Source organism: Streptomyces sp. NPDC048507, from assembly GCF_043199995.1.
Classification (GTDB): Bacteria; Actinomycetota; Actinomycetes; order Streptomycetales; family Streptomycetaceae; genus Streptomyces.
The window spans coordinates 24,940-48,090 of record NZ_JBICWZ010000003.1 but is presented as its reverse complement, the minus strand read 5'-3'; the positions used below and the strand labels follow the sequence as shown (position 1 = coordinate 48,090).

The 23,151-nt window shown below is 72.3% G+C and carries 47 protein-coding genes; 8 read left to right on the top strand and 39 right to left on the bottom strand.

The features are described from left to right. Positions 1-83 precede the first annotated feature (83 nt). The 9 genes from ACGFXC_RS09210 to ACGFXC_RS09170 form a co-directional block, all read right to left on the bottom strand. Positions 84-659, bottom strand: coding sequence for a DUF4352 domain-containing protein (locus ACGFXC_RS09210; RefSeq protein ID WP_393711064.1), 576 nt, complete (start codon positions 657-659; stop codon positions 84-86). 290 nt (positions 660-949) lie between these two features. After that, complete coding sequence (locus ACGFXC_RS09205; protein WP_393711063.1) at positions 950-1,072, bottom strand: hypothetical protein; 123 nt, start codon at positions 1,070-1,072, stop codon at positions 950-952. A gap of 75 nt (positions 1,073-1,147) precedes the next feature. Next, positions 1,148-1,918, bottom strand: a complete 771-nt coding sequence (locus ACGFXC_RS09200; protein WP_393711061.1) for a hypothetical protein — start codon at positions 1,916-1,918, stop codon at positions 1,148-1,150. After that, positions 1,915-2,469, bottom strand: coding sequence for a hypothetical protein (locus ACGFXC_RS09195; RefSeq protein WP_393711059.1), 555 nt, complete (start codon positions 2,467-2,469; stop codon positions 1,915-1,917). The genes ACGFXC_RS09200 and ACGFXC_RS09195 overlap by 4 nt, the downstream gene beginning before the upstream one ends. After that, positions 2,466-2,882 (bottom strand): hypothetical protein, encoded by a 417-nt coding sequence (locus ACGFXC_RS09190; RefSeq protein WP_393711057.1) that lies wholly within the window; start codon positions 2,880-2,882, stop codon positions 2,466-2,468. The genes ACGFXC_RS09195 and ACGFXC_RS09190 overlap by 4 nt, the downstream gene beginning before the upstream one ends. A gap of 140 nt (positions 2,883-3,022) precedes the next feature. Next, a complete protein-coding gene (locus ACGFXC_RS09185; protein WP_393711056.1) occupies positions 3,023-4,009 on the bottom strand; it encodes a hypothetical protein in 987 nt (328 codons plus the stop codon). 135 nt (positions 4,010-4,144) lie between these two features. Further along, on the bottom strand, positions 4,145-4,303 hold the full coding sequence (locus ACGFXC_RS09180) for a hypothetical protein (protein ID WP_393711054.1): 159 nt from the start codon (positions 4,301-4,303) through the stop codon (positions 4,145-4,147). After that, the gene (locus ACGFXC_RS09175) at positions 4,300-4,611 is read right to left on the bottom strand and encodes a hypothetical protein (RefSeq protein ID WP_393711052.1); all 312 of its coding nucleotides are present in this window, start codon (positions 4,609-4,611) and stop codon (positions 4,300-4,302) included. Before ACGFXC_RS09175 ends, ACGFXC_RS09180 begins: the two co-directional genes overlap by 4 nt. Beyond that, positions 4,608-5,027 (bottom strand): hypothetical protein, encoded by a 420-nt coding sequence (locus ACGFXC_RS09170; protein WP_393711051.1) that lies wholly within the window; start codon positions 5,025-5,027, stop codon positions 4,608-4,610. The genes ACGFXC_RS09175 and ACGFXC_RS09170 overlap by 4 nt, the downstream gene beginning before the upstream one ends. A 138-nt stretch (positions 5,028-5,165) precedes the next feature. Here ACGFXC_RS09170 and ACGFXC_RS09165 point away from each other — a divergent pair, with 138 nt between their 5' ends. From ACGFXC_RS09165 to ACGFXC_RS09130, 8 genes are all read left to right on the top strand, one after another. Further along, entirely contained in the window at positions 5,166-5,426 is a 261-nt protein-coding gene (locus tag ACGFXC_RS09165) for a hypothetical protein (RefSeq protein ID WP_393711049.1), read from the top strand. 120 nt (positions 5,427-5,546) lie between these two features. Next, on the top strand, positions 5,547-5,804 hold the full coding sequence (locus tag ACGFXC_RS09160) for a hypothetical protein (protein ID WP_393711047.1): 258 nt from the start codon (positions 5,547-5,549) through the stop codon (positions 5,802-5,804). Between the two features lie 108 nt (positions 5,805-5,912). Beyond that, positions 5,913-6,254 (top strand): hypothetical protein, encoded by a 342-nt coding sequence (locus tag ACGFXC_RS09155; protein ID WP_393711045.1) that lies wholly within the window; start codon positions 5,913-5,915, stop codon positions 6,252-6,254. Between the two features lie 10 nt (positions 6,255-6,264). Continuing rightward, on the top strand, positions 6,265-6,600 hold the full coding sequence (locus ACGFXC_RS09150; protein ID WP_393711043.1) for a DUF6233 domain-containing protein: 336 nt from the start codon (positions 6,265-6,267) through the stop codon (positions 6,598-6,600). A 95-nt stretch (positions 6,601-6,695) separates the two neighbouring features. After that, positions 6,696-7,229: a hypothetical protein gene (locus ACGFXC_RS09145; RefSeq protein ID WP_393711041.1), complete on the top strand. Its 534-nt coding sequence runs from the start codon at positions 6,696-6,698 to the stop codon at positions 7,227-7,229. A 14-nt stretch (positions 7,230-7,243) separates the two neighbouring features. Beyond that, positions 7,244-7,816 carry a hypothetical protein gene (locus tag ACGFXC_RS09140; RefSeq protein ID WP_393711040.1) on the top strand — a complete coding sequence of 191 codons (573 nt, stop codon included), beginning with the start codon at positions 7,244-7,246 and terminating at the stop codon, positions 7,814-7,816. After that, a complete protein-coding gene (locus ACGFXC_RS09135) occupies positions 7,813-8,688 on the top strand; it encodes a hypothetical protein (RefSeq protein WP_393711038.1) in 876 nt (291 codons plus the stop codon). Before ACGFXC_RS09140 ends, ACGFXC_RS09135 begins: the two co-directional genes overlap by 4 nt. A 40-nt stretch (positions 8,689-8,728) precedes the next feature. Beyond that, positions 8,729-8,914, top strand: coding sequence for a hypothetical protein (locus tag ACGFXC_RS09130; RefSeq protein ID WP_393711037.1), 186 nt, complete (start codon positions 8,729-8,731; stop codon positions 8,912-8,914). A gap of 42 nt (positions 8,915-8,956) precedes the next feature. Here the strand turns inward: ACGFXC_RS09130 and ACGFXC_RS09125 are convergent, their stop codons facing one another. From ACGFXC_RS09125 to ACGFXC_RS08980, 30 genes are all read right to left on the bottom strand, one after another. Then, on the bottom strand, positions 8,957-9,091 hold the full coding sequence (locus ACGFXC_RS09125) for a hypothetical protein (RefSeq protein WP_393711036.1): 135 nt from the start codon (positions 9,089-9,091) through the stop codon (positions 8,957-8,959). A 102-nt stretch (positions 9,092-9,193) separates the two neighbouring features. Then, complete coding sequence (locus tag ACGFXC_RS09120) at positions 9,194-9,886, bottom strand: hypothetical protein (RefSeq protein WP_393711034.1); 693 nt, start codon at positions 9,884-9,886, stop codon at positions 9,194-9,196. Positions 9,887-10,078: 192 nt separating this feature from the next. After that, complete coding sequence (locus tag ACGFXC_RS09115; protein ID WP_393711033.1) at positions 10,079-10,426, bottom strand: hypothetical protein; 348 nt, start codon at positions 10,424-10,426, stop codon at positions 10,079-10,081. Then, the gene (locus tag ACGFXC_RS09110) at positions 10,423-10,563 is read right to left on the bottom strand and encodes a hypothetical protein (protein ID WP_393711031.1); all 141 of its coding nucleotides are present in this window, start codon (positions 10,561-10,563) and stop codon (positions 10,423-10,425) included. The genes ACGFXC_RS09115 and ACGFXC_RS09110 overlap by 4 nt, the downstream gene beginning before the upstream one ends. Then, positions 10,560-10,844, bottom strand: coding sequence for a hypothetical protein (locus ACGFXC_RS09105; RefSeq protein ID WP_393711029.1), 285 nt, complete (start codon positions 10,842-10,844; stop codon positions 10,560-10,562). Before ACGFXC_RS09105 ends, ACGFXC_RS09110 begins: the two co-directional genes overlap by 4 nt. Further along, positions 10,841-10,990 carry a hypothetical protein gene (locus ACGFXC_RS09100; RefSeq protein ID WP_393711027.1) on the bottom strand — a complete coding sequence of 50 codons (150 nt, stop codon included), beginning with the start codon at positions 10,988-10,990 and terminating at the stop codon, positions 10,841-10,843. Before ACGFXC_RS09100 ends, ACGFXC_RS09105 begins: the two co-directional genes overlap by 4 nt. Further along, positions 10,990-11,592, bottom strand: coding sequence for a hypothetical protein (locus ACGFXC_RS09095; RefSeq protein ID WP_393711026.1), 603 nt, complete (start codon positions 11,590-11,592; stop codon positions 10,990-10,992). The genes ACGFXC_RS09100 and ACGFXC_RS09095 overlap by 1 nt, the downstream gene beginning before the upstream one ends. Positions 11,593-11,595: 3 nt before the next feature. Next, on the bottom strand, positions 11,596-11,739 hold the full coding sequence (locus ACGFXC_RS09090) for a hypothetical protein (RefSeq protein ID WP_393711024.1): 144 nt from the start codon (positions 11,737-11,739) through the stop codon (positions 11,596-11,598). After that, positions 11,739-12,008: a hypothetical protein gene (locus ACGFXC_RS09085; protein ID WP_393711023.1), complete on the bottom strand. Its 270-nt coding sequence runs from the start codon at positions 12,006-12,008 to the stop codon at positions 11,739-11,741. The genes ACGFXC_RS09090 and ACGFXC_RS09085 overlap by 1 nt, the downstream gene beginning before the upstream one ends. Beyond that, positions 12,005-12,412 (bottom strand): hypothetical protein, encoded by a 408-nt coding sequence (locus ACGFXC_RS09080; protein ID WP_393711021.1) that lies wholly within the window; start codon positions 12,410-12,412, stop codon positions 12,005-12,007. Before ACGFXC_RS09080 ends, ACGFXC_RS09085 begins: the two co-directional genes overlap by 4 nt. A gap of 66 nt (positions 12,413-12,478) precedes the next feature. After that, on the bottom strand, positions 12,479-12,952 hold the full coding sequence (locus tag ACGFXC_RS09075) for a hypothetical protein (RefSeq protein WP_393711019.1): 474 nt from the start codon (positions 12,950-12,952) through the stop codon (positions 12,479-12,481). A 79-nt stretch (positions 12,953-13,031) separates the two neighbouring features. Next, entirely contained in the window at positions 13,032-13,238 is a 207-nt protein-coding gene (locus tag ACGFXC_RS09070) for a hypothetical protein (RefSeq protein WP_393711017.1), read from the bottom strand. A 70-nt stretch (positions 13,239-13,308) separates the two neighbouring features. Continuing rightward, the gene (locus tag ACGFXC_RS09065) at positions 13,309-13,674 is read right to left on the bottom strand and encodes a hypothetical protein (RefSeq protein WP_393711015.1); all 366 of its coding nucleotides are present in this window, start codon (positions 13,672-13,674) and stop codon (positions 13,309-13,311) included. A 38-nt stretch (positions 13,675-13,712) separates the two neighbouring features. Beyond that, positions 13,713-15,590: an AAA family ATPase gene (locus tag ACGFXC_RS09060; protein ID WP_393711013.1), complete on the bottom strand. Its 1,878-nt coding sequence runs from the start codon at positions 15,588-15,590 to the stop codon at positions 13,713-13,715. 12 nt (positions 15,591-15,602) lie between these two features. Further along, positions 15,603-15,902: a hypothetical protein gene (locus ACGFXC_RS09055; protein WP_393711011.1), complete on the bottom strand. Its 300-nt coding sequence runs from the start codon at positions 15,900-15,902 to the stop codon at positions 15,603-15,605. Further along, positions 15,902-16,225 (bottom strand): hypothetical protein, encoded by a 324-nt coding sequence (locus ACGFXC_RS09050; protein ID WP_393711010.1) that lies wholly within the window; start codon positions 16,223-16,225, stop codon positions 15,902-15,904. Before ACGFXC_RS09050 ends, ACGFXC_RS09055 begins: the two co-directional genes overlap by 1 nt. Further along, positions 16,222-16,491, bottom strand: a complete 270-nt coding sequence (locus tag ACGFXC_RS09045; protein WP_393711008.1) for a hypothetical protein — start codon at positions 16,489-16,491, stop codon at positions 16,222-16,224. The genes ACGFXC_RS09050 and ACGFXC_RS09045 overlap by 4 nt, the downstream gene beginning before the upstream one ends. Beyond that, positions 16,488-17,072 carry a WhiB family transcriptional regulator gene (locus tag ACGFXC_RS09040; protein ID WP_393711007.1) on the bottom strand — a complete coding sequence of 195 codons (585 nt, stop codon included), beginning with the start codon at positions 17,070-17,072 and terminating at the stop codon, positions 16,488-16,490. The genes ACGFXC_RS09045 and ACGFXC_RS09040 overlap by 4 nt, the downstream gene beginning before the upstream one ends. After that, positions 17,069-17,506 carry a hypothetical protein gene (locus tag ACGFXC_RS09035; RefSeq protein WP_393711006.1) on the bottom strand — a complete coding sequence of 146 codons (438 nt, stop codon included), beginning with the start codon at positions 17,504-17,506 and terminating at the stop codon, positions 17,069-17,071. Before ACGFXC_RS09035 ends, ACGFXC_RS09040 begins: the two co-directional genes overlap by 4 nt. Next, positions 17,503-18,090, bottom strand: a complete 588-nt coding sequence (locus ACGFXC_RS09030; RefSeq protein WP_393711004.1) for a hypothetical protein — start codon at positions 18,088-18,090, stop codon at positions 17,503-17,505. Before ACGFXC_RS09030 ends, ACGFXC_RS09035 begins: the two co-directional genes overlap by 4 nt. Beyond that, a complete protein-coding gene (locus ACGFXC_RS09025; protein WP_393711002.1) occupies positions 18,087-18,419 on the bottom strand; it encodes a hypothetical protein in 333 nt (110 codons plus the stop codon). Before ACGFXC_RS09025 ends, ACGFXC_RS09030 begins: the two co-directional genes overlap by 4 nt. Continuing rightward, on the bottom strand, positions 18,419-19,225 hold the full coding sequence (locus ACGFXC_RS09020; RefSeq protein ID WP_393711000.1) for an exonuclease domain-containing protein: 807 nt from the start codon (positions 19,223-19,225) through the stop codon (positions 18,419-18,421). Before ACGFXC_RS09020 ends, ACGFXC_RS09025 begins: the two co-directional genes overlap by 1 nt. A gap of 17 nt (positions 19,226-19,242) precedes the next feature. Then, positions 19,243-20,103: a recombinase RecT gene (locus ACGFXC_RS09015; protein WP_393710999.1), complete on the bottom strand. Its 861-nt coding sequence runs from the start codon at positions 20,101-20,103 to the stop codon at positions 19,243-19,245. Next, positions 20,100-20,342, bottom strand: coding sequence for a hypothetical protein (locus tag ACGFXC_RS09010; RefSeq protein ID WP_393710997.1), 243 nt, complete (start codon positions 20,340-20,342; stop codon positions 20,100-20,102). The genes ACGFXC_RS09015 and ACGFXC_RS09010 overlap by 4 nt, the downstream gene beginning before the upstream one ends. After that, positions 20,339-21,253, bottom strand: coding sequence for a YqaJ viral recombinase family protein (locus ACGFXC_RS09005; protein WP_393710995.1), 915 nt, complete (start codon positions 21,251-21,253; stop codon positions 20,339-20,341). The genes ACGFXC_RS09010 and ACGFXC_RS09005 overlap by 4 nt, the downstream gene beginning before the upstream one ends. Continuing rightward, positions 21,250-21,477: a hypothetical protein gene (locus ACGFXC_RS09000; protein ID WP_393710993.1), complete on the bottom strand. Its 228-nt coding sequence runs from the start codon at positions 21,475-21,477 to the stop codon at positions 21,250-21,252. The genes ACGFXC_RS09005 and ACGFXC_RS09000 overlap by 4 nt, the downstream gene beginning before the upstream one ends. Beyond that, positions 21,474-21,875: a hypothetical protein gene (locus ACGFXC_RS08995; protein WP_393710992.1), complete on the bottom strand. Its 402-nt coding sequence runs from the start codon at positions 21,873-21,875 to the stop codon at positions 21,474-21,476. The genes ACGFXC_RS09000 and ACGFXC_RS08995 overlap by 4 nt, the downstream gene beginning before the upstream one ends. After that, positions 21,872-22,066 carry a hypothetical protein gene (locus ACGFXC_RS08990; RefSeq protein ID WP_393710990.1) on the bottom strand — a complete coding sequence of 65 codons (195 nt, stop codon included), beginning with the start codon at positions 22,064-22,066 and terminating at the stop codon, positions 21,872-21,874. Before ACGFXC_RS08990 ends, ACGFXC_RS08995 begins: the two co-directional genes overlap by 4 nt. Continuing rightward, on the bottom strand, positions 22,059-22,709 hold the full coding sequence (locus ACGFXC_RS08985; RefSeq protein ID WP_393710988.1) for a hypothetical protein: 651 nt from the start codon (positions 22,707-22,709) through the stop codon (positions 22,059-22,061). The genes ACGFXC_RS08990 and ACGFXC_RS08985 overlap by 8 nt, the downstream gene beginning before the upstream one ends. Next, entirely contained in the window at positions 22,706-23,149 is a 444-nt protein-coding gene (locus tag ACGFXC_RS08980) for a hypothetical protein (protein WP_393710987.1), read from the bottom strand. The genes ACGFXC_RS08985 and ACGFXC_RS08980 overlap by 4 nt, the downstream gene beginning before the upstream one ends. Positions 23,150-23,151 lie beyond the last annotated feature (2 nt).

Below are 23,151 nucleotides of genomic sequence, written 5' to 3'. Positions count from 1 at the left end.
CTCCGTGGTGGGGGCCCGCCGTCCGGGGCGTCGACCGCGCGCCCTCGTGCGCGGGAGCCGGCCGGACGGCGGGAGTTGAGGGGTTAGGGGATGGCCCACTCCCCGGTCTGGGAGGCGAACCCGCTGTTCATGGCGAACTGCACCTTGACGATCTTGGAGTCCTTCGGCACCTCGTAGACGACCCAGCCGAGCACCTTGGAGCCCGGCGACACCTTGGCCGCGCTGGTCATCGCCGGTCCGGCGGTGATCTCCCCAAACGTCGTCTGGAATTGCTGGCCTTCGGCGTCAGCCACCTGGGTGCCGTTGCCGGGGCTGTCGCTGTAGACGGCCGTGCCGGTGTTGACCAGCTCGAATTGGGCGGCCACCCACCGCTTGCCGTCGGCCGCCTTGATGTACGCGTCGGCGGACTGCGCGGGGTCGGCCCACTTCTTGATGGTGACCGCGAGCTGCTCGCCGTCCGTGTTGCCCTTCAGTGTGAGGGTGTCGCCGACGGCGGCGGTCCGGCTGGGGGCTGACGGGCTGGGGGCGGCGTTGGGGATGACCGGCGACGGGGGAGCGGCCTTGGGGTCGGGCTTGGTCGTGATCTCGTTGGTGGGGCCGCAGGCGGTGAGGGCGAGCAAGGCGACGGCCGTCGTGGCGGCGAGGTGGTGTGTGCGCATCGCGTCATCGTGGCCGGGCGCGGGCGGCTGTGTGGTGGCTGTGATCGGTCTGTGACGTGCGAAAGCCCCGCGCGGTGGCGGGGCTTGTGTCCGGGCACGCCGGAGATGGCCCCAGGATGGGGCATGGCGGCCGGTTTTGCAACTAGGTGCAGAAGAGCCCCACCCGAGGGGTATGCGGGCGGGGCTCTTCTGGGCGGCATCGCCTTGGGGAGGTCGGCCGCCTGCGGCAGGTGCTGCGCTCACGCTACGCCTGGGGTGGCTGGGATGGCACCCCTTGCGTGTGGCTGAATTCAGCGCTGCTCCTGGGGCTGCGCCTGTTGCTGCCGCTCGGCCTCGCGCTGCGCGGCCAGGGTCTCGTTGTGGCGGCGGATGAGCTCGGCCTCGCTGATGGTGGTCTGGAACGGGTGGCTCATGATGGCGGTCCTGTCTCTCGTGAGGGGGAGGGGGCCCGGGCGGCCGGTAGCTGCCAGGCGGCGGCCGCCCCGGGATCAGACGGTGTATGCGCGCTGCTCGGTGAGGTCGGTCACGGTCACCTGGGCCCCGCCCGCGCTGCGGGTCACCCGGATGTCGTTGTTGCTGTTGTTGGCGTCCTGACCTGCACCGACAGCGTCAACAACGGCCCCCCGAGAGGGGTCGGCCAGCGGGGGAATGTCCGCGCCCCGGACACCGGTGCTGGTGCCGCGGCCCTGCATCCGCACGTCGGCGATGGGGATCCCGGCCTTGGTGAGGAGCCGGCGGGCGGTCCCCGCCGGGGCCTTGAGGCACTCCTCGATCGCGGCCAGGTGGGCGTGCGGGGTACCCACCTTGCGGGCGGCGGCGAGGACGTCGTCGAGGGACGGCCCGGGTGGGTGGTCCTTGGCGAGGGAGACCGGGTCCGGCTGGGCCTCCGGCACGGGTGCCTCGGCGGCGGCCGGGGCCGGGCCGGGTGCCCGGTCGGGATGTCCGGCCCGCCATGCGGCGATCAGCCACAGCCCGAGCGCGGGCCACAGCAGCCATGCCGAGCTGTCCAGCCGGCGGACGACGGCCGCCGCGACGGACACCCCGATCTTGCGGAGGAGCCACGCAGCGGCGAGCAGCACGGCGAGCCGGAACGCCCAGGCGATGCCGGTCGCGTCGGACAGCCACCGGTTGGTGCGTCGCCAGGCGTCCCGGAGCCACGCGGCGATCCGGCGAGTGAGGTGCACGGTGAGGCGCTGCGAGCCGAGGGTAAGGCGGGCGGCGGCGGCCCGGATCCACTGGGCGCTCGTCGGGGCGGTCACAGGAACGTCCCGTGAACGACCTTGCCGAGGAGCTGCGCGCCAGCGGAGTTGACGGTGGGGACGACGAAGTTCCCGATCACGGCGAATGTGCCGGTGCCGATGGCGAGGAGCGTGCCGGACCAGACGCCCGATTTGAAACCGGCCTTGGCGATCTTCGCGAACTGCTTGCGGAGCAGCCACAGGGTGATGACCAGCGCGGTGACGATGAGGGCACCGTTCCCGTCGAGGTGGGGCGCGGACGCCGAGGCGACGACGGACGAGCGCTGACCGGTCATGGTCGACATGACGAAGTCGCCCAGGCTGTTGCCGCCCCAGCGCATCGCGCCCGCGGCGACGCCGAGGAGCCCGGCGGGGCAGGCGACCATCAGGGTTCCGAAGGACATGCCGGACCAGAACGGGATCAGGGCCTTGGGGTCGCGGCTGCCTCCGCCGCCGGCGACCGCGCCGCCGCCCCCGGTCTTCCACCAGCGGGCGTGTTGGACGACGAGGAGTGCCAGGCCGATCGCGAGGCCGGCGCCGGTGAGCGCGGTCGACGTGAAGTCGGTGTTCATGGGCGTACTCCGGTGATCAGGTAGACGGCGGTGGTGACCGGGAGGGTGGTGGCGGTGGCGATGAGCGCGGCGTCGAGGAGGATCCGGGCCCGGGCGGCGCGGATCCGAGGGCGCCACAGGTCCGGGGCGGCGCCCGCGGCTTCGACGTGGCGGGCGTTGTCGAGGAGGGCGAGGACGGCGGCCGGGATGAGCGCGAGGGTCCATGCTCCGGCGAGGCCCTGGCCGTCGCGGGCGGAGTCGAGGACCCACGCCCACGGGTTGGAGAGCGGCATCGCGCAGAGCAGGCAGCCGGCCTGGTAGCCCCAGCGGATCCGGCGCCACCACGGGGGCGGCTTCTCCTCCTCGGGCGGACCGATGGTGACGGTGACGTGGACGTCGATCGGGCCGGACGGCGGAGGAGCCGGCGCGTACATCGGGGGAACGGGCGGGGGCGGAGGGGGCGGTGCCGTCCAGAAGTCCGGGGGGACCGGGCGCCGGGGCGGCGGCGGGGGCGGCCCGGGCGGGGGCAGTGGCGCGCCGGGCGGGATGATTCCGGTGATGCGGGCCTCGGCCATCAGTTGTACCCCTGTCCGCCCCGGCCGGTGCCGGGCAGCGGGGGCTGCGCGGGGACGGTGGGCGGCTTGTTGCGGGAGCGGACGGTGCGGACGTACGCCTCGTCGACCTGGAGGCCAGTGGTGCGCCGCACATGTTCGACGACGGCAGTCGCCTTCGCGTCAGGGCCAAGGGCTGATGAGGCATCGAGAATCGCGGTGCTCTTGGTGACGCGCCCAGTGGCCTTGACCTGCGGTGCATCAGGCGCATCGTCGCGCTCCAAAGTGATGCGGGCCGGGGTCTGGCCGAGAACGAGCGCGACCTGGACTGGCGAGACGTGGACGCCGTACGACGTCAGCTCGGCGGCCAGCTCGGCGGGAGGAACGTTCGGGGTGGCCGAGTGCGCGAAGCGGACGGCGTCGGCCGGATCCATGTCCGCGAAGGTGCGGCGCAGGACGGCTGATGCGCTGCGGTTCACGGGCTGAGGCGCCGGTGAAGCGGGTGATGCGCTGCTGGTGACGTGGGTGACGGCGCGCTTCTTCGTGGCGGCCCAGGCGTCCTCGGTAGCGAGGAGCCAGCCCCACATGCCGTACCGCGGCAGGGTGACGGGAGTGTCGCCGGCGGCGGTGCGGTGGCGGGCGCGGACGGCGGACCAGGCGAGGCCCGCGATCAGGAGCAGGGCGACGGTGGGCGTGGCGAACAGGAGGGTGGCGCCGAGGCCGCCGTGGATGTGCTGGGCGTGGAGGCGGTTGAGGTAGACGGACACGGCGGCCATGCCGAGGGTGGCGAGGTGCGGGCCGAGCGCGGAGCGGTTCTCCTGGACGGCCTGTCCGGCGAGGTAGAGGCAGGCCATGGCGGTTCCGTCGTAGACGGCGGCGGTGAGGATGGCGAGTCCGTGGGGGACGCCGTAGATGTCGTGGGCGACGACGTAGAGGGACCAGGCGGTGATGCCGGCGGCGGCTCCGCCGATGAGGGCGAGGCTGGCCCACCAGATGATGCGGGTGCGCACGGGTGCTCCAGGGCGTGCGGGGCCGGGCGCGCGCGAGGGCGGGCCCGGCCGGGCGGGGTCAGGCGAAGTGGCGGCCGACGAGGTAGGCGACGATCACGAGCGGCCAGACCATGGCGAGGATGTAGAGGGCGCGCATCAGCGCTCCTGCCGGGCGAGGCTCTTCCGCACGTCGGCGGCGTCGGCGTAGTCGCGGGCGCACGCGGCGACCGTGGCGGGCTCGGCCACGACGGTGCTCTCGCGCGGGGCGCGGTCAGGCTCCTCCGGGGAGGGCGTGTAGTCCTGCACCGTGATCACGCGCCCTTCGCGGCGGCGCGCAGCTGGAGGGCGTACTCGCCGCCGGTGACGGCCGGAGCGAGGGTGCTGTCCGAGGGCAGAAGCCGCATCGCCCGGGCGAGGGCATCGTCCCGCACGGCACTCGGGTACCGGGCGAGGACATCGACACCGGCATAGGTGAAGGCCAGGCCGAGCGTGTGCGTGGTCACGGGGTCCTCGGGCCTGTGGCTCGTGAGGAGGTCGGCGACGGCGTGGAGGAGCTGTGCGGCGACGGGCAGGTCCTCGCGGGTGCGGTACAGGGCCTCCTCGGCCTGGTTGCGGTACGTCATCGGGCACCGCCGGCGAGGAGGTGGAGCAGGGCGACCGCGGCCGGAGCGCCGGTGGTGCGGGCGGCCGTGACGAGGCGGTCGACGGGCGCGTCGACCGCGGTGATGATGGCGCGGACGGTCGCGGGGAAGTACTCGTCGTGCGGGCGGACGCTGAGACCGAGCATGGCGGCGACGGTGCAGCCGCGGCGCATGCGGTAGGCGTCGGACCGGTTCCGGGCGCCGTCCCAGGCGGGGAAGGGGCGGTCGTACCCGAGGGGCAGGCGGCGGCCGTCGATCTGGTCGAGGTACTCGGCGCCGGCTTCGGCGATGTAGCGGCGCCGGCCGGGGGTGGTGGCGGCGAGCGCGGTGAGGGCGTGGTCGAGCTGGCGTCGCGCCGGGCTGTCGGCGTGGCGCGGCTGCTGGGTAGGCTCGGGCATGGCTGTTCCTCCTGGTAGGCAGGTGGGACGGCTGGCCCCGGTCGGAGTTCGCACCTCCGCCGGGGCCGTTCTGTTGTGCTGGATCCAACGTAGCGACCTAGTTGCCGTATGGCAACAAGGTCAGGGAAGATGGTGCCCATGACCGAGCCCGAGGGAGGGCCTGACATGGTGTCGTTCAGGGAGTTGGCGCGCCGGCTCGTTGCCGACGGCGTGGTGGAGACGATGAGTCACCAGCGTCTGTCGAAGATCGCGCGCGAGGATCCGGGGTTCCCGCCGGTGGTTCCGGTCGGCCGGTCGAACGTGGTGGACTACCGGCTCGCTCTGCCGTTCTTTCGGGCGCGCGTTACCCGGCCCGGGTGGCGTAGCGATCTCAAGGGATCGCCGCCAGCTGCCGAGTAGCCGCGCACCCCTGAGCCCCCGGTCCCTGGCGGATCGGGGGCTCCCTGCTGCGCCCTGCCGGGTTCGACCGGGCGAGAGGCGTAGGATCCGCCGGCGGCAATCGAACTGAACGACGATCTGATGGCTCCCCGGGCGGCCGCCGATGCGGCGCACGCCGAGGTGCAGCGCCTTCAAGAGGAGTACGGCCGGCCCACCGCAGGCGATGGGTGGACCGACGAGCAGCATGTGACCTGGGATGCGGCGCTCGCCGTGTGGCGGGATCGGGCGGCCGAGGCGCAGCAGGCGGTGACCGACCACGCGAAGGCGACGGGGCAGGACCGCGGGAAGCTGGAGGCGGCCGTGAAGGCGGCCGTGCGGCATCCGTCGTCGGGGAGCTGAGCACAAGGCTCCTGGCCCTGGGGCGGGGCCGAGGGTGCCTCGGTGGCGCCGGTCTAGGGCTGGTGGAGTGACGGTAGGCTGCGCACCCCCGATCCGAGGAGCGCCGCAGTGACGAAGCGTGGCCTTACCCATCCTGACCACCTGCGCCTTGGGCAGATCCTTCAGGGCCTCCAGGTCGAATTGCAGCGCGCGGAGATCACGTTGGAGAACGCCTACCCCCGGTCCGGCCCGGGGGCATTTCCGGCGGCGAAGTTGGGTGAGGCCGGTGCTGCGCTGCTTGCAGCGCGTAGGGAGCTGGAGAACTTCGTGTACGCCGAGCATGGCGATGCGGCGACGACGGAGGATTACTTCCCCGACGAGGAGCACCAGGCGAAGTTGGATGTGCCGATGAAGCTGGGGAGAGTAGTGCGGGGCCGGTGCCCTTCGGGCGGTAGGGCCCGGGGCGCGTAGACTCGAACACGTGTCCGATCTACCTCCTGACCTGCCTCGTCTCCGCACCCTGGAGACGTGGCTCGTCGTGAGCCTGGACCGGGTGCGGGAGCGGATCGCCGCGGAGGAGGCGCGACAGGCCGAGCTGGCCGCGCGCCGCCCTCCTGCGCCGGCGCCGGACTGGGAGCTGGAGCTGGACCTCGGCCAGCGGCCGGTCGCGGTGCACGTGGGCGGGTGCGGCATGGGCGGCAAGGGTCTCCGCTCCCGCGCCATCACCCGCAATGACGCGCTCCGGCTTCTGGGTGTTGACCGGCTGGAGGCGTGCCCGTACTGCCGGGCGGACGCCGACCTGGGCGTTCTCGACTAGCCTCAACTCGACCCCCACTCTTTCGAGTTACCCCCATTGCCAACATCGCTGTACGTACAGCATAGTGGGGTCATCGCAAGGGAGAGGAGACCCCGATGGACACCACCACCGCAGCCGCACAGGCCAAGGTCACCGTGAGCACCGTCCGCGCCTGGGCCCGCCGCAGCATCGTGGCCGCCACCAAGACGTCCGGCCGGTGGATCATCGACGCCGCCTCCCTCGCGCACCGCATCGCCATCGGCGCCATGAAGACCCGCAAGTCCACCCCAGTCCGGGTCACCACCGAGACCATGGTCGCCATCGGCGGGCGACGCTGGCAGAAGAACGGCATGGACCGCGTCTACATCAACAACTGGTCCGACTTCGCCGGCATCACCATCGGCCGCTACGGCAGCGGCAGCATCTCCAGCGTCCTCGTCGAGGGTGTCGGCTACATCGCGAACTCACGCGCCGCAGGTCTCCTGGAAGCCGTCACCAAGGTCTGGTTCGACGCCGCAGACGGCCAGGTCCACGCCACCTACCGCGGCGACCGCGAGTACGAGATCCGCCTCTCTAACGGCACCCGCGAGTACGTCGACCTCGTCGCCCGCACCTTCGCAGGCATCCGCACGGCCATCGCAGCCCTCTGACCAAGGAGACCGGCATGAGCTACACGACGACCAGCTACGGCACCTGGTGCAACAAGGTCAACCAGTACAGCACCAGCCCCGACAGCGACGTCCTCGACTGCATCAACGGCGGCGACAGTGACTGGCGCGACCTCCTTGAGGAGTCCGGCGCCCTCGCCGAGATCCAGCGTGCGTACCGCGCCGCCATCGACGCCGTCCTCCCGCCGAGCGTGGCCCTCGCCGGCGACGAGTTCATCGGCCCCGCCGAGCCGGACGATGGCGAGTTCGACGACTACCCGACCGACGAATACGGCAACCTTGACTTCGCCGCCATCGTTGAGGGCATCGACCTCGCCGCCATCATCGACCAGGAGGAGCCCCTCACGCTGCAGTACATCGGCCGGGACGTCCTCAAGTCCGGCGCCCAGGACCCGGCGAAGGCGGCCGCCGCAGCCATGGCCCGCCTCAAGGTGAAGCCGATGATCTACCTGCCACACCTGGGGTCCAACCGGCCGCGCGCCCTGTTCCGCTCCGGGGACGTTACGGACGCGCTCGCCGCCCGGCCTGGCCGCGGCGCCCGCACCGACCTGAAGGACCAGCCAGCGTGAGTATCCGTCCCCAGACCCTGCCCAAGGCGCGCGCGCAGATCATTCAGCGCATGCTCAGCCTGAACGACCAGCCCAGCCCTTTCCTCCAGGCTGACGATGAGAACGTGGTATCCCGGATCGCTTCCCACCTCCGGGCGGCAGAGCTGTACTGGGCGAGCGCGGACATGACGGCGCTGGCCATGTCCGCGGGCAGCCAGCTGACCGAGGCGCGTTGGGCAGTGGCCGACCGGCCGTCGCCTTGCGGACTCCTGTACCTGGAGGGCGGTGTCGGAACCGTCCAGGTGTCCCCGAACTTGAGCGGTCCCGTGCAGGCGCTCGCCTGGGGGCCCAGCTCGGACGGCATGCTGGCGGTTACCCACCTGATGAGCAGGGAGCAGTTCGTCGGTGATGGATCGGTCCGGTTTCCGGAGGTGCTGCCGCCCCTGCTCGCGATTCGGGAAGCCCGGCTGCCGGTGACCGCGGAGCCGGTGCCGTTCGCGGACCTTCCGGCGCACGAGGGGATGGCGCCGCCGCTGCCGATTGTGTCGACCCTGGCCGCAGCCTGGCATCTGATGCAGCAGCCGCAGCTGGTGGAGCGCGTGAGCGTGGAGCCGGACCGGGCCGCGGCACGGTCGCTGCGGCGGGCCGGCGAGCGGACGGACCCGGTGACGCTGGTAAGCCTCCGGCGCCAGTACGTACCGCAAGCCCGAGACAGCGAGCCCTCCAGCAGTCGCGTGTACCGGCATCGCTGGGTGGTCTCGGGGCACTGGCGGGACCAGCCCTACGGGCCGGATCGTGCGCTGATCCGGAAGCAGTGGATCCCGGCCTACGTGAAAGGCCCGGACGGGGCACCGCTGCTGTCGACGGAACGCGTCAACGTCTGGCGCCGGTAGCCGCCCGTGACCGCGCACCGTCCGCGGCCGTTGTGCCCGTATGACCCTCGACGAGATCGACGCCCTGATGGACGAGCCCGGCGACCGGCTGCCGCTCCTCACCCGCGGGGAGGGTGCAGCCCTCGTGGCCCTGCTCGCGCGGCTCGCGGCCCGCGATGATGACCAGCTCCAGGCGTTCGCGACGGACTTGCAGGTCCGCCTCGGTGGACGGCTGCCCTCGGCGTAGGCGGGCGCCCGCCCCGGTGGGGGCGGGCGCCGCCGGTGAGGGCTACTCCGGGCAGTCGACCGGCTCGCCCGGGATCCCGACGTGCCGGGGCTCGTTGGGGAGCTCCCCGGCCAGGTGCGGGATGGTCTGCACCGGGCGGCCGCAGCCGCACAGGGAGATGATCGGGTCGGTGCTCATGGTTCGCCTTTCGTCGTGCGAGTAACCGACCTAGTGGACCCGCTCGGGCGCCGCCGCACAACTCCCCAGGAATCCTTGGGGAGTCGCGCGGCATCCCTCCGGTCACGCTGCCGCGGAGCCGGCCAGCGTCCACACCCGGCCGCACTGCCCGCAGCGGGCCACCGGATCGGCGCCGCCCCCGCCGCGCAGCGTGATCCGGCCCCCGCACGCGCACGGCTCGGCCAGAATCCGATCGCGGCCCACCAGGTCCAGGGCCTGCTCGATCCGGGCGCAGGCCCCGTCCGCGACCGCGGTGATCCGCGCTCGGTGCGCGTCGCTGAGCGCCCGGAACGGGCTCGGGATGTCCGGGCGGTCGCGGAGCCGTCCGGGGTGGTCGTCCCAGCGGGCGAGGAGCCACAGTGCGGCCTCGGGCGCCGTGCGGGTGCCGGTCCACCGCCAGCGGGCGGGGTTCGCTGCGTCCTCGTCGTTGTGGGCGGACTGCTGGATGTCGGCGGCGAGGGTGTCGGCGAGGTGGAGGAGGGCGGCCTCGACGGCGCGGATGGTGTCGAGGATGCCGACGTTGAGCGGGGCGGAGACTTCGCCGATCTGCCCGGGGTCGCGTTCGCGGGAGCGGCGGTGCGCGGCGTGGGCGCGGGCGTAGGCGACTTCGTCGGCGTCCCGCTGGTCGAGGGCGCGGAGCAGGTCGCCTTTGCCGGCGGGGGGCCAGCTGTTGGTGTGCTCGGTGAGGGCGTCGGTGAGGTCGGGCCAGAGGCGGCTGATGTCGTAGAGGCGGCGGTCGGTGGCGGTGGTGGTCATCGTGTGCTCCGGGTGCTGGTGGGGCGGTACGGTGATCGCACCTGGGGGCGTATCCGGTCTGTGGCGGACGGTGGATGCGCCCCTCGTCGTGTGCTCAGGGCTTGCGGCGGTGCTCCAGGACGGAGCCGATGACGATGCCGAGGGTGACCACGGTGATGCATAGGTAGCGCACGGCTTCGAGGGCGTTGTTGCTCACGGTCGGGGCTCCTGGGGTTCAAGGGCGGCGCGGAGTTCGTATACGGCCCCGCCGTGGGTGCGGAGGACGGCCCAGTCGGTGGCCAGCCGCCGGACGCGGGAGAGCGCGGCCTCGGCATGCTCAGCGCGCTGCACGGCGCGGGCTCGCTCGGATTCGGACGTGTTCGACGTGGCGTGCGCAATGCGGAGCAGGTCTTCAACCTGCTCGGCGCGGACACGCTGTTCGGCGGTGTAGGTCTCCAGCGTGGCTGTGTAAGCGGTCAGGTAGTGAATGCGCGCGTACAGCTGGTCGAGCTCGTCGTCGGTGATCGTGTCGGCGGTGTGCCGGGCAGGCTGGTCGGTCACGGTTCGTCTCCGGGCTCGTAGTCGTCGATGGCGCCGATGGTGGTGATGCCGCGGCCGTCGTCGTCGGGCGGGGCCGCTGCTGGCGGGGGGCAGTTGGCGTAGGGGTTGCCGTGGCCGGGCTCGCGGGGCTCGGTCATCGGCTGCTCCAGGTGGTCAGCGGCGTGCGGGCGTTGGTGAGGGAGCACGGAGAGTGGTTCGGGCAGGGCTCGTCGCGGGCCTGCTGGCACAGCTCCAGGGATGCTCGGCCGCTGGTGAAGCTGGGCCATCCCTCGTCGTCGCGGTCGGGGTCGCGGGCGACGATCCAGTCGGGGCCGACGGCCTCGATGCGGACGCAGTGGTAGTGGTCGCGGCCGAAGACCCCGTAGGCGAAGCTGTGGATCACGTCGCCGATGGCGAGGGGGCGGGGCAGGTCGGTCATCGGCTGCTCCCGTCGCGCAGGGCGGCGGCCCAGCAGTCGGGCCGGTCGGTGTGCCAGGCGCGCAGGCTGGTCTCGTCCTGGTGGTAGTAGACGCTGGTATCGATGTGCTGGCCGCAGTGCTCGCAGGGTGGGACGCGCTGACTCATCAGCTGCTCCCGTCGGGCTGGCCGAGGAGCGCCTGCGCGATGGCCTGTTCCTGGATCGGGACGACGGACATAACGGTGGTGTCCACGAGCGGATCGCGGGTGAGGCTCAGGGCAGCTCGCTCCAGCAGGTCGGCGAGCGCGGCCCCGACGCGGGGCTGCATGGCGGCAATGTACGAGAGGTCGCCGGCTCGGTCTGGCTCGCAGCTCGCGTCGGCCACGATTCGACCGTCGGCGCAGCGGACGACGTCACCGTCGAGCCGCCAAGGTGACGGGGATTCGCGTTCGGCGCGCTGGGCGGCATCACGCAGCTGCTCGGCAGCGGCGAAGAGTTCCTCGGCAGGGGTCATCGGTGTTCTCCGTTTCGGTCGGTGCGGGCCCAGTGCGGGCCGCGGCGGGCGTGTGCGGCCGCGTGGCGGCCTCGGCGGCCGGGGGCGGGCGTCGGCATGTCCCGCCCCCCAGTACGCGGCGTGGGGGCTGCTGTGGCGGGTCGCGCGGTCCTGCTGCTCGCCGTGCCGGACCGCCCGGCCGAGGAGCAGGCCGAGGGCGAGGGAGGCCAGGACCATCACGGCGAGGCCGGCGAGGACGAGCAGCAGGGTGAACACGGGCTACTCCTCGGTGGCGAGCTGGCGCCGGCGGGCAAGGACCGCCACGTCCTCGTCGGTGAACTCGTCGCTGCGGTAGGCGGCCTGGTCGTCGGCCAGGTCGAGGGCGAAGCGCAGCATCTGGCGCTCGGTAGGGGTCAGGTCCATCACGCTCCGGCCCCCTCGGGCCCGCGGCGGATGGCCTTGCGGATCGCGGCCTTGATCGCCTCGGGGTCGGCAGTCTCCAGGTGCACGGTGACCGACCGCGGGCGCCGTGCAGCGGCCCAGGTCTCGTAGGCCTGCACTGCGGTGCGGGCGGTTCGCTCGGTCGGGCAGGCCTTCGGGTCGGCGTAGGGGCAGTCCGGGTCGAGGGCGAAGTGGATGGCCCGGACCGGGTCGGCGATGTTGAACGGCCACGGCGGGGGCTGCTGACTCATGCTCCGGCCCCCTCGGCGGCGCGGATGGCCTCGGCGGCGATGACGGCCCCCTCGGGCAGGACGGCCTCGACGGCAGCCAGCTGCTCGGCGGTGACGGGCACGCCCGGGAGCGGTACGTCGGGCGGGTCGATGCCGAGCACGGCGAGCACCGCGGCGAGTACAGTCCTCGGCTCGGCGCCGTCCTCCCCAGCCGCGCTCTCGGTCGCGAGCCAGGCTGCATCGTGCTCGGCCTCGGTGAGCTGGCGGCGCGGGGGCTGGCCGCTGCCGGGGCAGGTGCTGGTCTCGTCGGCGGGGTGCTCGGCGATCAGCCCGTTCGACGCGAGCCTGTGCTCCTGGCGGCAGGCGCAGCAGGTGCGGCGGGTGATGTGCCAGATCTCGGTGTGGCGCGGGTAGCGGCGGGTCATTCGGATCTCCTGGGGTGAGGGCTGGGGGCGGCCACCCCGGGCTGCGGCGGCCGGCGGGGGCAGGGGTTAGGCGGACGGGATCAGCGCGGGGCAGGGGTTGGTGCTGTACTCGCCGCTGTCCTGCCGTTGGCAGGAGCAGGCCTGCTCCTCGCGGATGTGAGAGCAGCGGTCGACCGTCGCGATGTCCTCGCCGTCCTCGTCGACGTACTCGTCGCACTCCCGTTCCAGGCAGTCGAGGCTGCCGACCCAGACCGTCACCGGCTGGTGGTCGATGCCGGGGTTCGGTACAACGCCGTCCTTGGGGCGGGCGTGGTCCCGGGTCCGGCACTGTGACCACGGGACCATCTCGCCCGCCTCGGTGGAGCAGGCAGAGCAGCCGGGGCCGACGGGCTTGCCAAGGCAGAGGTGGCCGTCGTCGCAGGCCGGGTGCTGGTCGCACCAGGAGTCCCAGCCGTCGGGGTCGGTCTCGTTGTTGGGCTCGGGGTGGGGGCAGGCGTCGGCGTTCTCGTAGAACGGCTCAGGTTCGTGCTGCTCGGCCATGGGGGTCTCCTGGTGGATGCTGGTGGGGTGGCCGCCCCGGATTCCCGCCGGGGCGGCCGTACTGCGTCAGGGGCGGGGGTCAGCGGAGCGGGGCGGCGGGCTGCTGCTGGCGCTGGCGGCCGGTGCACGCGGCGACCGCGGCACAGCGCGGGCCCTCCGCGGTGGTGGCGAAGCGGCGGGTGCCGATCCGGCCGCAGCGGGTGCAGCGCTTCAGCTCGGGGCCGGCCGGGCGACCAGGCTCCGGCTCGGGGCCGTCGAGGAGGTTGGAGGTGTTCTGCACGGACACGTGGATTCCTTCGGTGGATGCTGGTGGGGTCGACCGCCCCGCGGGCAGCGCGGGGCGGCCGGCGGGCGGGTCAGAGCCGGTCGGGGCGGGCGGCGATGTCGGCGTCGGCCATGGCGCTGCGCCGGTCGAGGTCGGACACCCAGGCCGCGCACACGGCAGCAACCTGGATCAGCTCGGCGCGGAGCCTCGCCGGATCGGTCTCGGCGAGAGCTTCGTGGACCTCCTCCAGCAAGATGTCTCGCCATGTCAGGCCACCCGTAGCGGCCCAGTTGTCGACTGCCTCGCGGTACCGGTTAGACAGGAAGCGGTGGACCGGGCCGCCGCTGCCGTCGGGGTGGCGCTGGTCGCCGAACTTGGCGAGCTGGCGGCCGCGCTCGGCGTCGAGTTCCTCGGCGAACTGCTTGAGGCCGGGGGTGGTGAACAGGGTGGGGTACATGAGGGCTTCTCCTTGTGCGCGCGGGACGGGGAACCGGATCAGGCGGCGTCGGGGTGGCTGCCGGTGGTGGGGTCGCAGCCGAGGTGGGTGTCGTATCCGCGTGCGGCCCAGTCGGTGTTCATGGGGCGGTCGCAGATGGTGCAGAGGGGGGTGTTGGGGGTGTCGTTGTTCTCGTCCTCCCCCACACCTCCCCCCTCCCTAGAGGGGGAGCGGGGGGAGGGAGGTTTTGATGGGCCATCCCCCGGACCTCCCCCCGTGTTTGGGGGGATGTCTGACCTGCGGTTTTGGTCGAACTCCCCCGGGGTCCCCCCAGATTCGGGGGGAGTTTGGTGTTCAAGATCGCGGGGGAGGTCTGGGGGGAGGTCATTCCGGGAACAATCGGACAGCGACTGTGCCCTTGTGTCCACATCTGCGCTGCATGCCCCAACATGGGCGCCCGAAATGACATCCCCCGTCCCGGTCTGCACCACGTCAAGGGAGTTGCGGCGCTTCCGAAAACGGACGGCGTCCTCGATCGTCCCTTTGCGGATCTGGATCTTCGCTTCGGTGCACCACTTCTGCACCCGCGGGCTGCCCCACGCGAGCGGGATGTCCGCCTTGTCGAGCACCGCGACCAACCACTCGACCGAGTTCGGCTCTACCGGGCGAGGCCGCAGGTCGAGGCTCTCCAGGACCACGGAGGTCACGGGCCGGCCGTCGGGCTTGAACTCGCCGTCGAGGGAGACGACCTTCAGCGCGAACTGGAGGTCGGCGCCTTCCTCGCTGTCCTTCTGCTTTCCGACCTTCATCGTGACGACGATGTTGGAGGCGTTGTCGCCCCTCTTGGAGACGTGCATCTCGGACTGGAGCGCGCCCTTGGCGGCGGACGCGCCGCGGCCGTGCTCGCCGATGTGCCCGGTGTGGTGGATGGGCAGGACGCAGGCGCCGGTGGCACGGCGGAGGTCGTCGAGGCGCTCAACGACGATGCCGAGTTCGGTGTTCGAGTTCTCTTCGACGCCGACGGAGACGCGGGCCTGGGTGTCGATGACGATCAGAGCGGGTTCCAGGCGGCGCATGGCCTCGATCCAGGTGTCCCACTCGGGGCCGCGAGTCTGGACGGGGCGCGGCAGGAACAGGACGTTGTCCATCTTCAGGCCGTGGTGCTTCTCCCAGGCCCGGACGCGCTGGCGGATGCCGGCGGCGCCCTCGGCGACGAGGTAGACGACGGTGCCCTGGCGGACGTGGTGGCCGTGCCAGTTCATGCCGGTGCCGACGTGCCCGGCGATGTCGATGACGACGAAGGACTTCATGTGGCCGGACGGGCCGATGATCCGGGCAAGGGAGTCGAGGAACAGCAGGTCGCCGACGAGGGGCTCCAGTGCGGGCATGTTGTCGAGGCTGGAGGCGTCGAGGAGTTCAGCGAGGAGCGCGTCGACGGGGTCGCCGGAGCGGCCGGCGGCGCGTTCCTTCTGCCGCTGGAGGTAGTCGTCGATGAAGGTGACGGCCTGCCCGGGCTCGGCGTCCGGGGCGGTGGCGTACTGGACGATGCGGCGGCCGAGATCGGCCGCTTCGCGGAGGTCCGCGGCGTTTCGGACCTTCTCGGCCCAGTGCGTGGCGTCGCCGCCGCCGACGTAGTCGTTGACCTGGGTGACGTAGCCGGTGCCGCCAGCTCGCCGGAGTTCCTTGCTGCGGTCGAGTTCGGCGATGACGGCGGTGTAGTACGTGCTGTCGCCGCGGTCGACGAGGTTGAGGATCGCGGTCCAGATGACCTCGTGGGCGGGCCGCTGGAAGTAGCCGCCCGTGATCAGGGCGCGCATCGCACGTATGTCGTGCGGCTGGTTCATGGCGGTGCCGAGTACGAACCTCTCGGCATCCAGCTGCTCTTCGAGGCCGTCACGGTCCGCCTGCTGGTGCGGGAAGGGGCGGACGTTCTCCACTCGGGGGTCTCCTCAGAACAGGGTGGTCGGCTCGGCGGTGCAGCGGTGTTCGGTGACGTGCGGGTGGGGACAGGCGGCGGGGTGGTCGCGGCCGGTCCACGCCAGCCGCGGGGCGGTGTACTCGCTCGGGCGGCGCAGGCACCAGATCAGCCGGTTCGGCTCCCGAACCGCGGCCTGCTCGGCCGGGGTGAGGGGCGTGAGGTCGGCGATCACGTGGAGGGCGGCGATCCGGCCGACCCATTCGCGGTGGACGGGGGCCCGGCAACGCGGGCACCGGGAGTCGGCGGTGCCCGTGCTGCCGGACCGGCTCATCAGGCGACGTGGGCGTCGAGGGTGCCGCTACTGGTCCGCTGCTGGTACAGGTCCCGCATGGTCTGGCGGAGCCGCTCCTCGGTGGCGACGTCGGCCGCGATCTCCAGGTCCGAGATGCGGATCTTCACGGACGGGTTCTTGTCCTCCTCCGGGCCCGGCTGGGTGCGCTCGGAGTGGGCGAACTCGACGACGGCGACCCAGCGGCCGGAGCGCAGCTTGAACATGTCGGCGGCGTGCGGTTCGAGGGCTTCGGCGACGTCGGTGAGTACCTTGCTGTCGAGCTTGACGTCGGCGTCGGTGTCGATGCGGATCGGGGTGCTCATGCGGCGTGTGCTCCTTCGGTGGTGGGCCCCGTGCAGGTGGCCTGGTGGGTGGTGCGGATGTGGGCGACGAACGCCTTGACGGCGAGCGGGCCTGTGACGGTCTCGGACTTCCACCGGCAGGCGACGCACTCGTAGCGGGCGCGCGGCTGGCGGGTCCACCGGATCTCGCCGGCGCGGTCACCGTGCCGGATCTCGCGGCCTTCGCCGCAGTCGATCCACAGGGCGCCCGTGACCTGCGCGGTCCCGTGGGCCGGGTGGCCGGTCATGCTGCGTTCCGGCTGCGTTCCCAGCGGACGATGTCGTCGGCGAGGTGCTCGGGGGCGACGCAACTGGGCCGGCCGCAGATCGCCTTCGTGGTGCCGTGGGGATCGCGGCCGCGGGCCAGAATCAGACCCAGCTGCGCGGGTGTGTAGTTCCGTCCCAGGACGGTCACCGAGGTGGAGCGCACCAGCCATCGGACGTGCCCGTTCTCCTGCTGCTCGGTGCGCTTGGCGTAGGCCTCGAAGTAGGGATTGGTGCTGGAGCGGTTCCACTCCGCGCGGACGGCCGCCTTCAGGTCGCCGGGCTGGTGGCGGAGGATGCGGCGCCGCTGGTTCTCGTCGAGGGCACCCCAGATGCCCCAGTCGCACCGGTTGCGCAAGGCCGTCAGCGCGCAGGTCATGCGGACGGGGCAGGGGTTGCAGAGGGCCTTCACCCTGCCGATGTGTTGCGGGTCGGATGCTCCAGCTCCCTTCGGGAAGAAGACCTCGGGCGCGTTGATGCCACGGCAGAGGGCGTCGGCGGTCCAGTCGCGGGCGGGCTGTGCGGTGTTGGGGGCGCGGTGCGGGTTGCTGGACTTGACGATCACTGGAGACCTCCGATCAGGGCGTTGAAGATCGCGTTGTCGCGGATGCGTTCGGTCTGGTCGCTGACGTGAGCGGGGGCGACGCAGCGCGGCATCTCGCACGAGGTGCGGGCCCGGCCGACGGGGTCTCGCCCGGTGCGGATCCGGAATGCGACGGCATGGGCGCTGTAGTTGCCGCCGCGCCAGCGCAGTTTGTTCGCGCCGTCGCGGGTGACGGTGCCGGTCCACCGCAGGTGGCCGCCGGCTACCGGCTCGGTGCGGGCGGAGAACAAGTCCTCAAGGGAGGCCGCACCCTTCGGGCCGAGCGCCAGGTTCGGGAGGCCGAGGGCGACCCGGGCGGCCTGCACCTTGGCGGGGCTGGTGTGCAGCCGGCGGGCGATGACGTGGTTGGCGAGCCCCTGCCGGAGCAGGGTCTCCATCTCCGCATGGATCTTCACTGGGCCACCACCGGGATCTGCTCGGGCCACTTCACGCCGGCCAGAGCCTTGGCGCACTTCTCCGGGACCGGCGCCAGCGGGTAGCCGAGCCAGTCCATTCCGGCGGCCATGGCCACGTAGGCGTCCGCCTCGTCGTAGCGGGCGGCGCCCTCGGTATGCACGCCGTACCGGTCGGCGACCGCGGAGCGGACTTCCCCCTTGGCGGCCTTGCCGTAGCCGGTGGCGTACAGCTTCAGAGACGACGGGGGGATCACCGCGTAGGGGATCTGGCGGCGGTGGCAGAACACGCGAATCAGGCAGCGCAGTCCGGCCATGTCCTCGTGCCCGGCGAGGGCGGCGTGTCCGAAGGAGGGGCCCTCCATGACGACGAGGTCAGCGGCCTTGATGTGGTCGCCGATCTGTCCGGCGAGGTAGTGCAGCCGGTAGTCCCCGCGGGTCTTGGTGCGGACATGGGTGCTCCAGCCGTCTCCGGCGATGCCGCTGGAGGTGAGGGAGAGGTCCAGGCCTACGACGAGGGGGCGGGGGGTGCCCGCTACCGGGAGGGTGAGCGGCATCCCGGTCGCGGGGGTCACGGTGAGGCTCACGCGGCCACCGCCTGACGGGCGGCCGCGGCCAGGTCGTAGGCCTCGCGGGCCGCGCCCTCGTTGGCGGCCTGGAGCAGGTCGACCTGCTCGGCCAGCAGCCGTCGGGCGCCCTCGGACTGGCGGAGCAGCCGGAGGAGGACGGCCTCGCCCTTGGTGGCCGGCCGGGCGATCAGCTCGCGGTTGCGGTCGGCGAGGCCGCGGACGACGTCGCGGGCGGCGTCCCGCTCTTCGGTGACCTCGCGCAGTTCCACGTGGAGCTGCGTGAGGTTCTTGAGGAGCTGGGCGTAGTCGGCCTGGAGAGCTTGGTGTCGGCGTCCGGATACGGGCATCACAGGTCTCCGTCCTGCTGGTGGGGGATGAGGGGCCAGGAGCCGTCGATCACGGCGGCCGGGTCGTGCTTTGCGCCGGACTTCGCCGGGTCGCGGAGGTACCGCTGGTAGGACTCGGCGTCTCGGCGGGCCCAGCCCGCCTGGGCGGCGTGCAGCTCGTCGAGGCTCACGGCGAGAGAGTCGAAGCGGTGCGTCCGCAGGGCCTGCACCCAGCCGGGCCGCTGCTTGTGCGGCAGGCCGGCGATGTTGCCCATGTGCCAGGCCGCGCGGGCCGACATCAACGCGTCGTAGTCGGCACCGTGCGCGGCCTTGTCGTCCCAGCCCAGCTGGTACGTCTGCGCGGTGGTCTTCAGCTGGTACGGGCCCTGCGTCTCCGACACCCGGCGCCGGAACGGGGCGCTCTGCTTGTCGAGGACCATCGTGTCGATTACCCGCAGGCGGGCGGCGGCGTCCGGGATCGTCTCGGTGAGCGGCGCGCCGAGGTGCCGGGCGGACTCGTGGCTGAGGAGGTTGAGGTCGTAGCTGCCGAGGTTGTGGCCGACGAGCGGGATCCCCGCAGCGACGACCTCGGACAGTGCCTTGACGATCTCGGTGATGCCCTGCTCGGCGGGCTGGCCGTTCTCGGCGGCGTACTCGTCGGTGATGCCGTGCACGGCGATCGCACCGGGCTCCTGGGGGATGCCGGGGTTGAGTAGCCAGTTCCGGTAGTCGGTGGGCTGGCCGTCACCGAGGAGGATGAGGGCGCAGGTGACGATGCGGGCAGTGGCGGGGTTCTTGTCGCTGGACTCGAAATCGAGGGCGGCCATGCGGCCGGTGTGCCAGTTCACGCGCGGGGCCCCGATCCGGGCTGCGCGGCTGCCGGCCATGAGCTGGGCTGTTCTTCGTCGTCGACGAACTCGGCGTCGATCAGACCCTCGTCGCTGTCGGTGAGCCCCGCCGGCTGGGGGGTGGGTGCGGATGGCGCGGGACGGAGTTCGGCGGCTACCTCGGCGTGCGCGCGGAGCTGCTCACGCATGTACTCGGCGGACGTCGGCACCCACTTCGTCAGCCGGTGCGCGGCCGTCTTCATCCACATGGCCTCCTCGTGCTTCTGCCACGGGGAATAGGGCGTGTCCGACCCCTGGCTCAAGGCCTTGGCCTGCATCACCTGGGCCCGGTTGAGGACGACAACCTTGGACGTCGCGCCGTCCTTCATCACGGCGTAGGCGTAGACGAGGCGGAGCGCGCCGCGGTCCTCGGCATCCCAGTCGATCTCGTGGTCGGGGCGTTCGTCACGGCCGGGCGCATACCGGAACCGGTCGGACTTGCGGACCACCTCGACGATGACCGACGAGACGGCACCGGCCCGGTAGATCAGCTCGATCTCGCCCTGGTAGCCGCGGATCCCCTGCACCTCCAGGCGGCCCCTGGTCTTGCGGGGGACGAGGTAGAACTGTTCGGTGCCCGGTGTCAGGCCGAGCTGCGCGGCGTCCATCAGGGCACCCATGAGGGCGGCCGGGTTGTTGCGGGCGGCCTCAGTCAGCTTCGGGTCGCGGCGCAGGACGCCGACGGCGAGCCGGACGAACGTGTCGGGCTTGACATGCGACGGCATGACGGTGGCGAGGTCGGCGCGGTACGCCTCGATCATCGCGCCGGGCCCGGTGTCCCGCGTGGCGAGGGCGTTGGAGATCGTGTTCTCGGTCATCGGGGCTCTCCCAGATGGATGCGGGCGATGTCGTGGGCGTGCTCGATCAGTGCTTCCTGGGGGCCGGTCTTGGTCATGGCTCCGGCTCGGGCGACGATGCGGCCGCACGTCTCCAGGAAGTAGGCGACGGTGGCCACCAGCTCGGGCGCGATCTGTACCTGAAGGCCGGCCTCCTTACAGCCGTCGGCCCGTCGATTCAGGTCTGCGGCAGCGATCAGCAGCTGCTCGGAAGGCGTCATCGCGCGGTCCTTCGGGTGCGGGCGGGCAGGAGCTGGTAGGTGCGGCCCTCGCGGACCGTGCGTGTGGCGACGCGCTCGCGCTCGCAGACGGCGCGCTGGCCGGTGCCGATCGCGTCGAGGAGCAGCCCCTTGCAGGCGGTGAGTTCGTCGTCGGCGGCCCACCCCGCGTCCTGCGCCGCGTACCAGCGGTCGCGCAGCGCGGTGGGGATCTCGACGTCGACCTCGTCCAGGCCCTCGGGGAGGTCCCGGATCGTCTGGTACGTCGCGGAGTGCCCGTCGATATCCGGCCGCTCGCCGGCGGCCAGCGTCCGCATGAACTCGGCGCCGGCCTCCCGCATCAGGGCGGCCTCGGTTGCGTCGTACTCGACGACGTACTCGCGGTAGTCCGAGCCGCCGATCAGCACGGCGACGTGGCAGCGGCGGGCGCGGGTGACGTCGAGGTACCACAGGCACTGGGTGCGGTAGTGGACGGGGATCTCGCCGGTGCCCTCGTCGCCCCAGCCCTCGGCGTCCCGGGACGTCTTCGCCTCCAGGTACTCGACCGCGTGCCCCTCGCAGAGGAGCTGCCGGTCAGGGTTGGCGATCTGGAAGGCCCGGCCGTACGTCGGGGCCCGCTTGACGTACCACTCGGGGTGCCGCTTCGCGAACTCGTCGCAGATGACCGGTTCCAGGGCGGTGCCCCAGTACATGACGTTGGTCTCCTCGACCGGCGCCACCATCCCCTGCTTGCGGTGCCACAGGGAGAACCGGGACTCGTACGGGGACAGGCCCATCACGGCCGCGATTTCCGAGCCGCCGATCCCGGCCGCGCGGGCGGCGTGCCACTCCGGGGAGCCGGCAGGGAACCAGCCGAGGACGCGGGCCCCGGCGGCCGGGGCGGACGCCGCCCCGGCCATCGTGGTGTTGGTCATCGGCCACCGCCGATCGACCGCAGCCACCAGCGGCGGTCGTTGTCCGGGCCAGTGGAGTAGATCAGCCCCCGGTCGACCGCGCGCCGCAGGTCGTGGCGGACCGTGTTCCGGCCCGGCGCGAGTCCCTGCACGCGGTAGTGGGTGACGATCGCCCCGGTGCGGAGCGGGCCCGGCTGCTGCTCGAACAGGCGGCGGAGGACCGTGAGGCGGTCGCGGGCGGTCACGCGGCCCGCTCCGGCTGGCCGGGCACCTTGGACAGCAGCACCGGCCGGGCGGCGGCCGGGTTGAACCGGGCGAGCACGGTGATGGCCGCGTCCAGCTCGGCCCGCAGCCGCAGCAGCCGCCCGAGGTCGACGGTCACCTCCGCGTCGTCCATGCCGGCCGCGCCCTCGACCGCGTCGAGGAGGTGGTCCAGCTCCCCGTCACCGCGTGCGGAGGACATGGCCTCGGCGAGCGCGTCGAGCTGGAGCACGAGGTCGTCACGCCCCTCCTCGGTGCCCCAGGCGACGGCGAGGGAGGTGAGGGTGTCGCGGCGGATCTGGTCGGCGCGGAGGAGCCCGGCGAACCAGCCCGTGTCGAGGCGGATGGACAGGCCGGGCTCGCGGCTGGGGTTGGTGCTCACTGGTCCTCCAGGAGGCGGGCGGCGCGGACGGTGCGGAGGTCGCGGCGGATCTGCATGCGACGCTTGATCTGGTAGGTGGTCGGCGCTTCCCAGCGGTGCCAGCCCGGGATGGGCGTCCACCGCTGGGCGTGCTCGCGCTCGGGGATGCCGCAGTGACGGCAGGCGGACGGGGTGATCTCGCGGTCAGCCACGGGGCACCTCGCTACCGAAGCGAGCCGGGCAGGCGCTCGTGTGCCGATCGGTGGCGGCCGGGCACTCACAGCGCGGGAGGTCGTGGCTCACGCGGTAGGTGTGGTGGAGGGGCGAGTCGTGCGGGTCCTCGACGGGCGCCCGGCGGACGGAGCGGGCGCCCCACTCGGCGTGCCGCAGGACTGCGGTGTCGCCGAGGAGGTTCTGGTCGCAGTCGACGAGCACAGTGCGCGCGGTGACCTTCGCGACGGTGCCGTTGCGCCAGACCGCGCCGATGCCGCCGTAGCCGTTGTCTGCCGTGACGAACCTGACCCGATCGCCGACGGCGAGGGCGGACGGAGCCACGAACTCCAGGACAGGCGCCGGGCGGGTGCGTTCGGCCTCCAGCTCGGCGATCCGGTCCCGGTCGGCCCGCATGCGCTCGGCCGCGTCCGACAGGCACTCGTTCGTTCCGTGCCGCTCCGCCTGCAACTCGGACACCCGGGCCCGCAGCCGGGCCAGCTCTTGGGCGTCGCCCTCCGGGACGAGCATCCCCAGCCCCATCAGCGTGTCCACGGCCGCCGAGGCCAGCTCCTCCGGGCTCGTCGACCACGCCCGCCACAGCAGCGAGCGGGTGTGCGCGAGCAGCTCCTCACGGGCGCTCACGCCGCACGCTCCGGCGCCGTCGCCACCGACTCCAGCAGCGCGACCGCGTCGTCCGTCGTCCGGCCCGGCACGTCGTTCCACGCGTCGACGTGCAGCTCCAGCGAGAACATGTCGCCCCAGAGCGGCCCCTCGTCGATCGACAGCGCCAGCACGCCGATCGCCATGTCCGCGAGCTGAGTGGTCCGGTGGGGGTTCCCCGAGATCACGCAGCGGATGGCGGCCACGATGCTCATCGGGCGGAGGCAGTGCGGGATGCACATCTCCCGGTCCAGGGCGTCCGGAACGAAATCGCCCTGCCAGAGGCCCCGCTCCTGGAGCAGTCGGGCGGCGGTGAGGAGGACACCCTCGACCGAGGTCGGCGCGGTGGGCCGGGTCGGGAGGGCGACCAGGACCGTACGGCGCGAGCCGTGCGGCAGGTCGGTGGGGCTAGGCTTCTTCACGG

What these genes read in the sequence shown, in the direction of transcription:
- ACGFXC_RS09130 (WP_393711037.1), top strand. Translation starts at nt 8,729, where the DNA reads ATGACCCTCGACGAGATCGACGCCCTGATGGACGAGCCCGGCGACCGG.
- ACGFXC_RS09175 (WP_393711052.1), bottom strand. Translation starts at nt 4,611, where the DNA reads ATGACGTACCGCAACCAGGCCGAGGAGGCCCTGTACCGCACCCGCGAG.
- ACGFXC_RS09190 (WP_393711057.1), bottom strand. Translation starts at nt 2,882, where the DNA reads ATGTACGCGCCGGCTCCTCCGCCGTCCGGCCCGATCGACGTCCACGTC.
- ACGFXC_RS09120 (WP_393711034.1), bottom strand. Translation starts at nt 9,886, where the DNA reads ATGACCACCACCGCCACCGACCGCCGCCTCTACGACATCAGCCGCCTC.
- ACGFXC_RS09015 (WP_393710999.1), bottom strand. Translation starts at nt 20,103, where the DNA reads ATGACCGAGAACACGATCTCCAACGCCCTCGCCACGCGGGACACCGGG.
- ACGFXC_RS09005 (WP_393710995.1), bottom strand. Translation starts at nt 21,253, where the DNA reads ATGACCAACACCACGATGGCCGGGGCGGCGTCCGCCCCGGCCGCCGGG.
- ACGFXC_RS09100 (WP_393711027.1), bottom strand. Translation starts at nt 10,990, where the DNA reads ATGAGTCAGCGCGTCCCACCCTGCGAGCACTGCGGCCAGCACATCGAT.
- ACGFXC_RS09195 (WP_393711059.1), bottom strand. Translation starts at nt 2,469, where the DNA reads ATGAACACCGACTTCACGTCGACCGCGCTCACCGGCGCCGGCCTCGCG.
- ACGFXC_RS09050 (WP_393711010.1), bottom strand. Translation starts at nt 16,225, where the DNA reads ATGAGCACCCCGATCCGCATCGACACCGACGCCGACGTCAAGCTCGAC.
- ACGFXC_RS09125 (WP_393711036.1), bottom strand. Translation starts at nt 9,091, where the DNA reads ATGAGCACCGACCCGATCATCTCCCTGTGCGGCTGCGGCCGCCCGGTG.
- ACGFXC_RS09055 (WP_393711011.1), bottom strand. Translation starts at nt 15,902, where the DNA reads ATGAGCCGGTCCGGCAGCACGGGCACCGCCGACTCCCGGTGCCCGCGT.
- ACGFXC_RS09160 (WP_393711047.1), top strand. Translation starts at nt 5,547, where the DNA reads ATGGCTCCCCGGGCGGCCGCCGATGCGGCGCACGCCGAGGTGCAGCGC.
- ACGFXC_RS09045 (WP_393711008.1), bottom strand. Translation starts at nt 16,491, where the DNA reads ATGACCGGCCACCCGGCCCACGGGACCGCGCAGGTCACGGGCGCCCTG.
- ACGFXC_RS09210 (WP_393711064.1), bottom strand. Translation starts at nt 659, where the DNA reads ATGCGCACACACCACCTCGCCGCCACGACGGCCGTCGCCTTGCTCGCC.
- ACGFXC_RS09105 (WP_393711029.1), bottom strand. Translation starts at nt 10,844, where the DNA reads ATGACCGACCTGCCCCGCCCCCTCGCCATCGGCGACGTGATCCACAGC.
- ACGFXC_RS09205 (WP_393711063.1), bottom strand. Translation starts at nt 1,072, where the DNA reads ATGAGCCACCCGTTCCAGACCACCATCAGCGAGGCCGAGCTCATCCGC.
- ACGFXC_RS09165 (WP_393711049.1), top strand. Translation starts at nt 5,166, where the DNA reads ATGACCGAGCCCGAGGGAGGGCCTGACATGGTGTCGTTCAGGGAGTTG.
- ACGFXC_RS09065 (WP_393711015.1), bottom strand. Translation starts at nt 13,674, where the DNA reads ATGTACCCCACCCTGTTCACCACCCCCGGCCTCAAGCAGTTCGCCGAG.
- ACGFXC_RS09010 (WP_393710997.1), bottom strand. Translation starts at nt 20,342, where the DNA reads ATGACGCCTTCCGAGCAGCTGCTGATCGCTGCCGCAGACCTGAATCGA.
- ACGFXC_RS09020 (WP_393711000.1), bottom strand. Translation starts at nt 19,225, where the DNA reads ATGGCCGCCCTCGATTTCGAGTCCAGCGACAAGAACCCCGCCACTGCC.
- ACGFXC_RS09170 (WP_393711051.1), bottom strand. Translation starts at nt 5,027, where the DNA reads ATGCCCGAGCCTACCCAGCAGCCGCGCCACGCCGACAGCCCGGCGCGA.
- ACGFXC_RS09080 (WP_393711021.1), bottom strand. Translation starts at nt 12,412, where the DNA reads ATGACCCGCCGCTACCCGCGCCACACCGAGATCTGGCACATCACCCGC.
- ACGFXC_RS09075 (WP_393711019.1), bottom strand. Translation starts at nt 12,952, where the DNA reads ATGGCCGAGCAGCACGAACCTGAGCCGTTCTACGAGAACGCCGACGCC.
- ACGFXC_RS09025 (WP_393711002.1), bottom strand. Translation starts at nt 18,419, where the DNA reads ATGCCCGTATCCGGACGCCGACACCAAGCTCTCCAGGCCGACTACGCC.
- ACGFXC_RS09140 (WP_393711040.1), top strand. Translation starts at nt 7,244, where the DNA reads ATGAGCTACACGACGACCAGCTACGGCACCTGGTGCAACAAGGTCAAC.
- ACGFXC_RS09085 (WP_393711023.1), bottom strand. Translation starts at nt 12,008, where the DNA reads ATGAGTCAGCAGCCCCCGCCGTGGCCGTTCAACATCGCCGACCCGGTC.
- ACGFXC_RS09145 (WP_393711041.1), top strand. Translation starts at nt 6,696, where the DNA reads ATGGACACCACCACCGCAGCCGCACAGGCCAAGGTCACCGTGAGCACC.
- ACGFXC_RS09110 (WP_393711031.1), bottom strand. Translation starts at nt 10,563, where the DNA reads ATGACCGAGCCCCGCGAGCCCGGCCACGGCAACCCCTACGCCAACTGC.
- ACGFXC_RS09090 (WP_393711024.1), bottom strand. Translation starts at nt 11,739, where the DNA reads ATGGACCTGACCCCTACCGAGCGCCAGATGCTGCGCTTCGCCCTCGAC.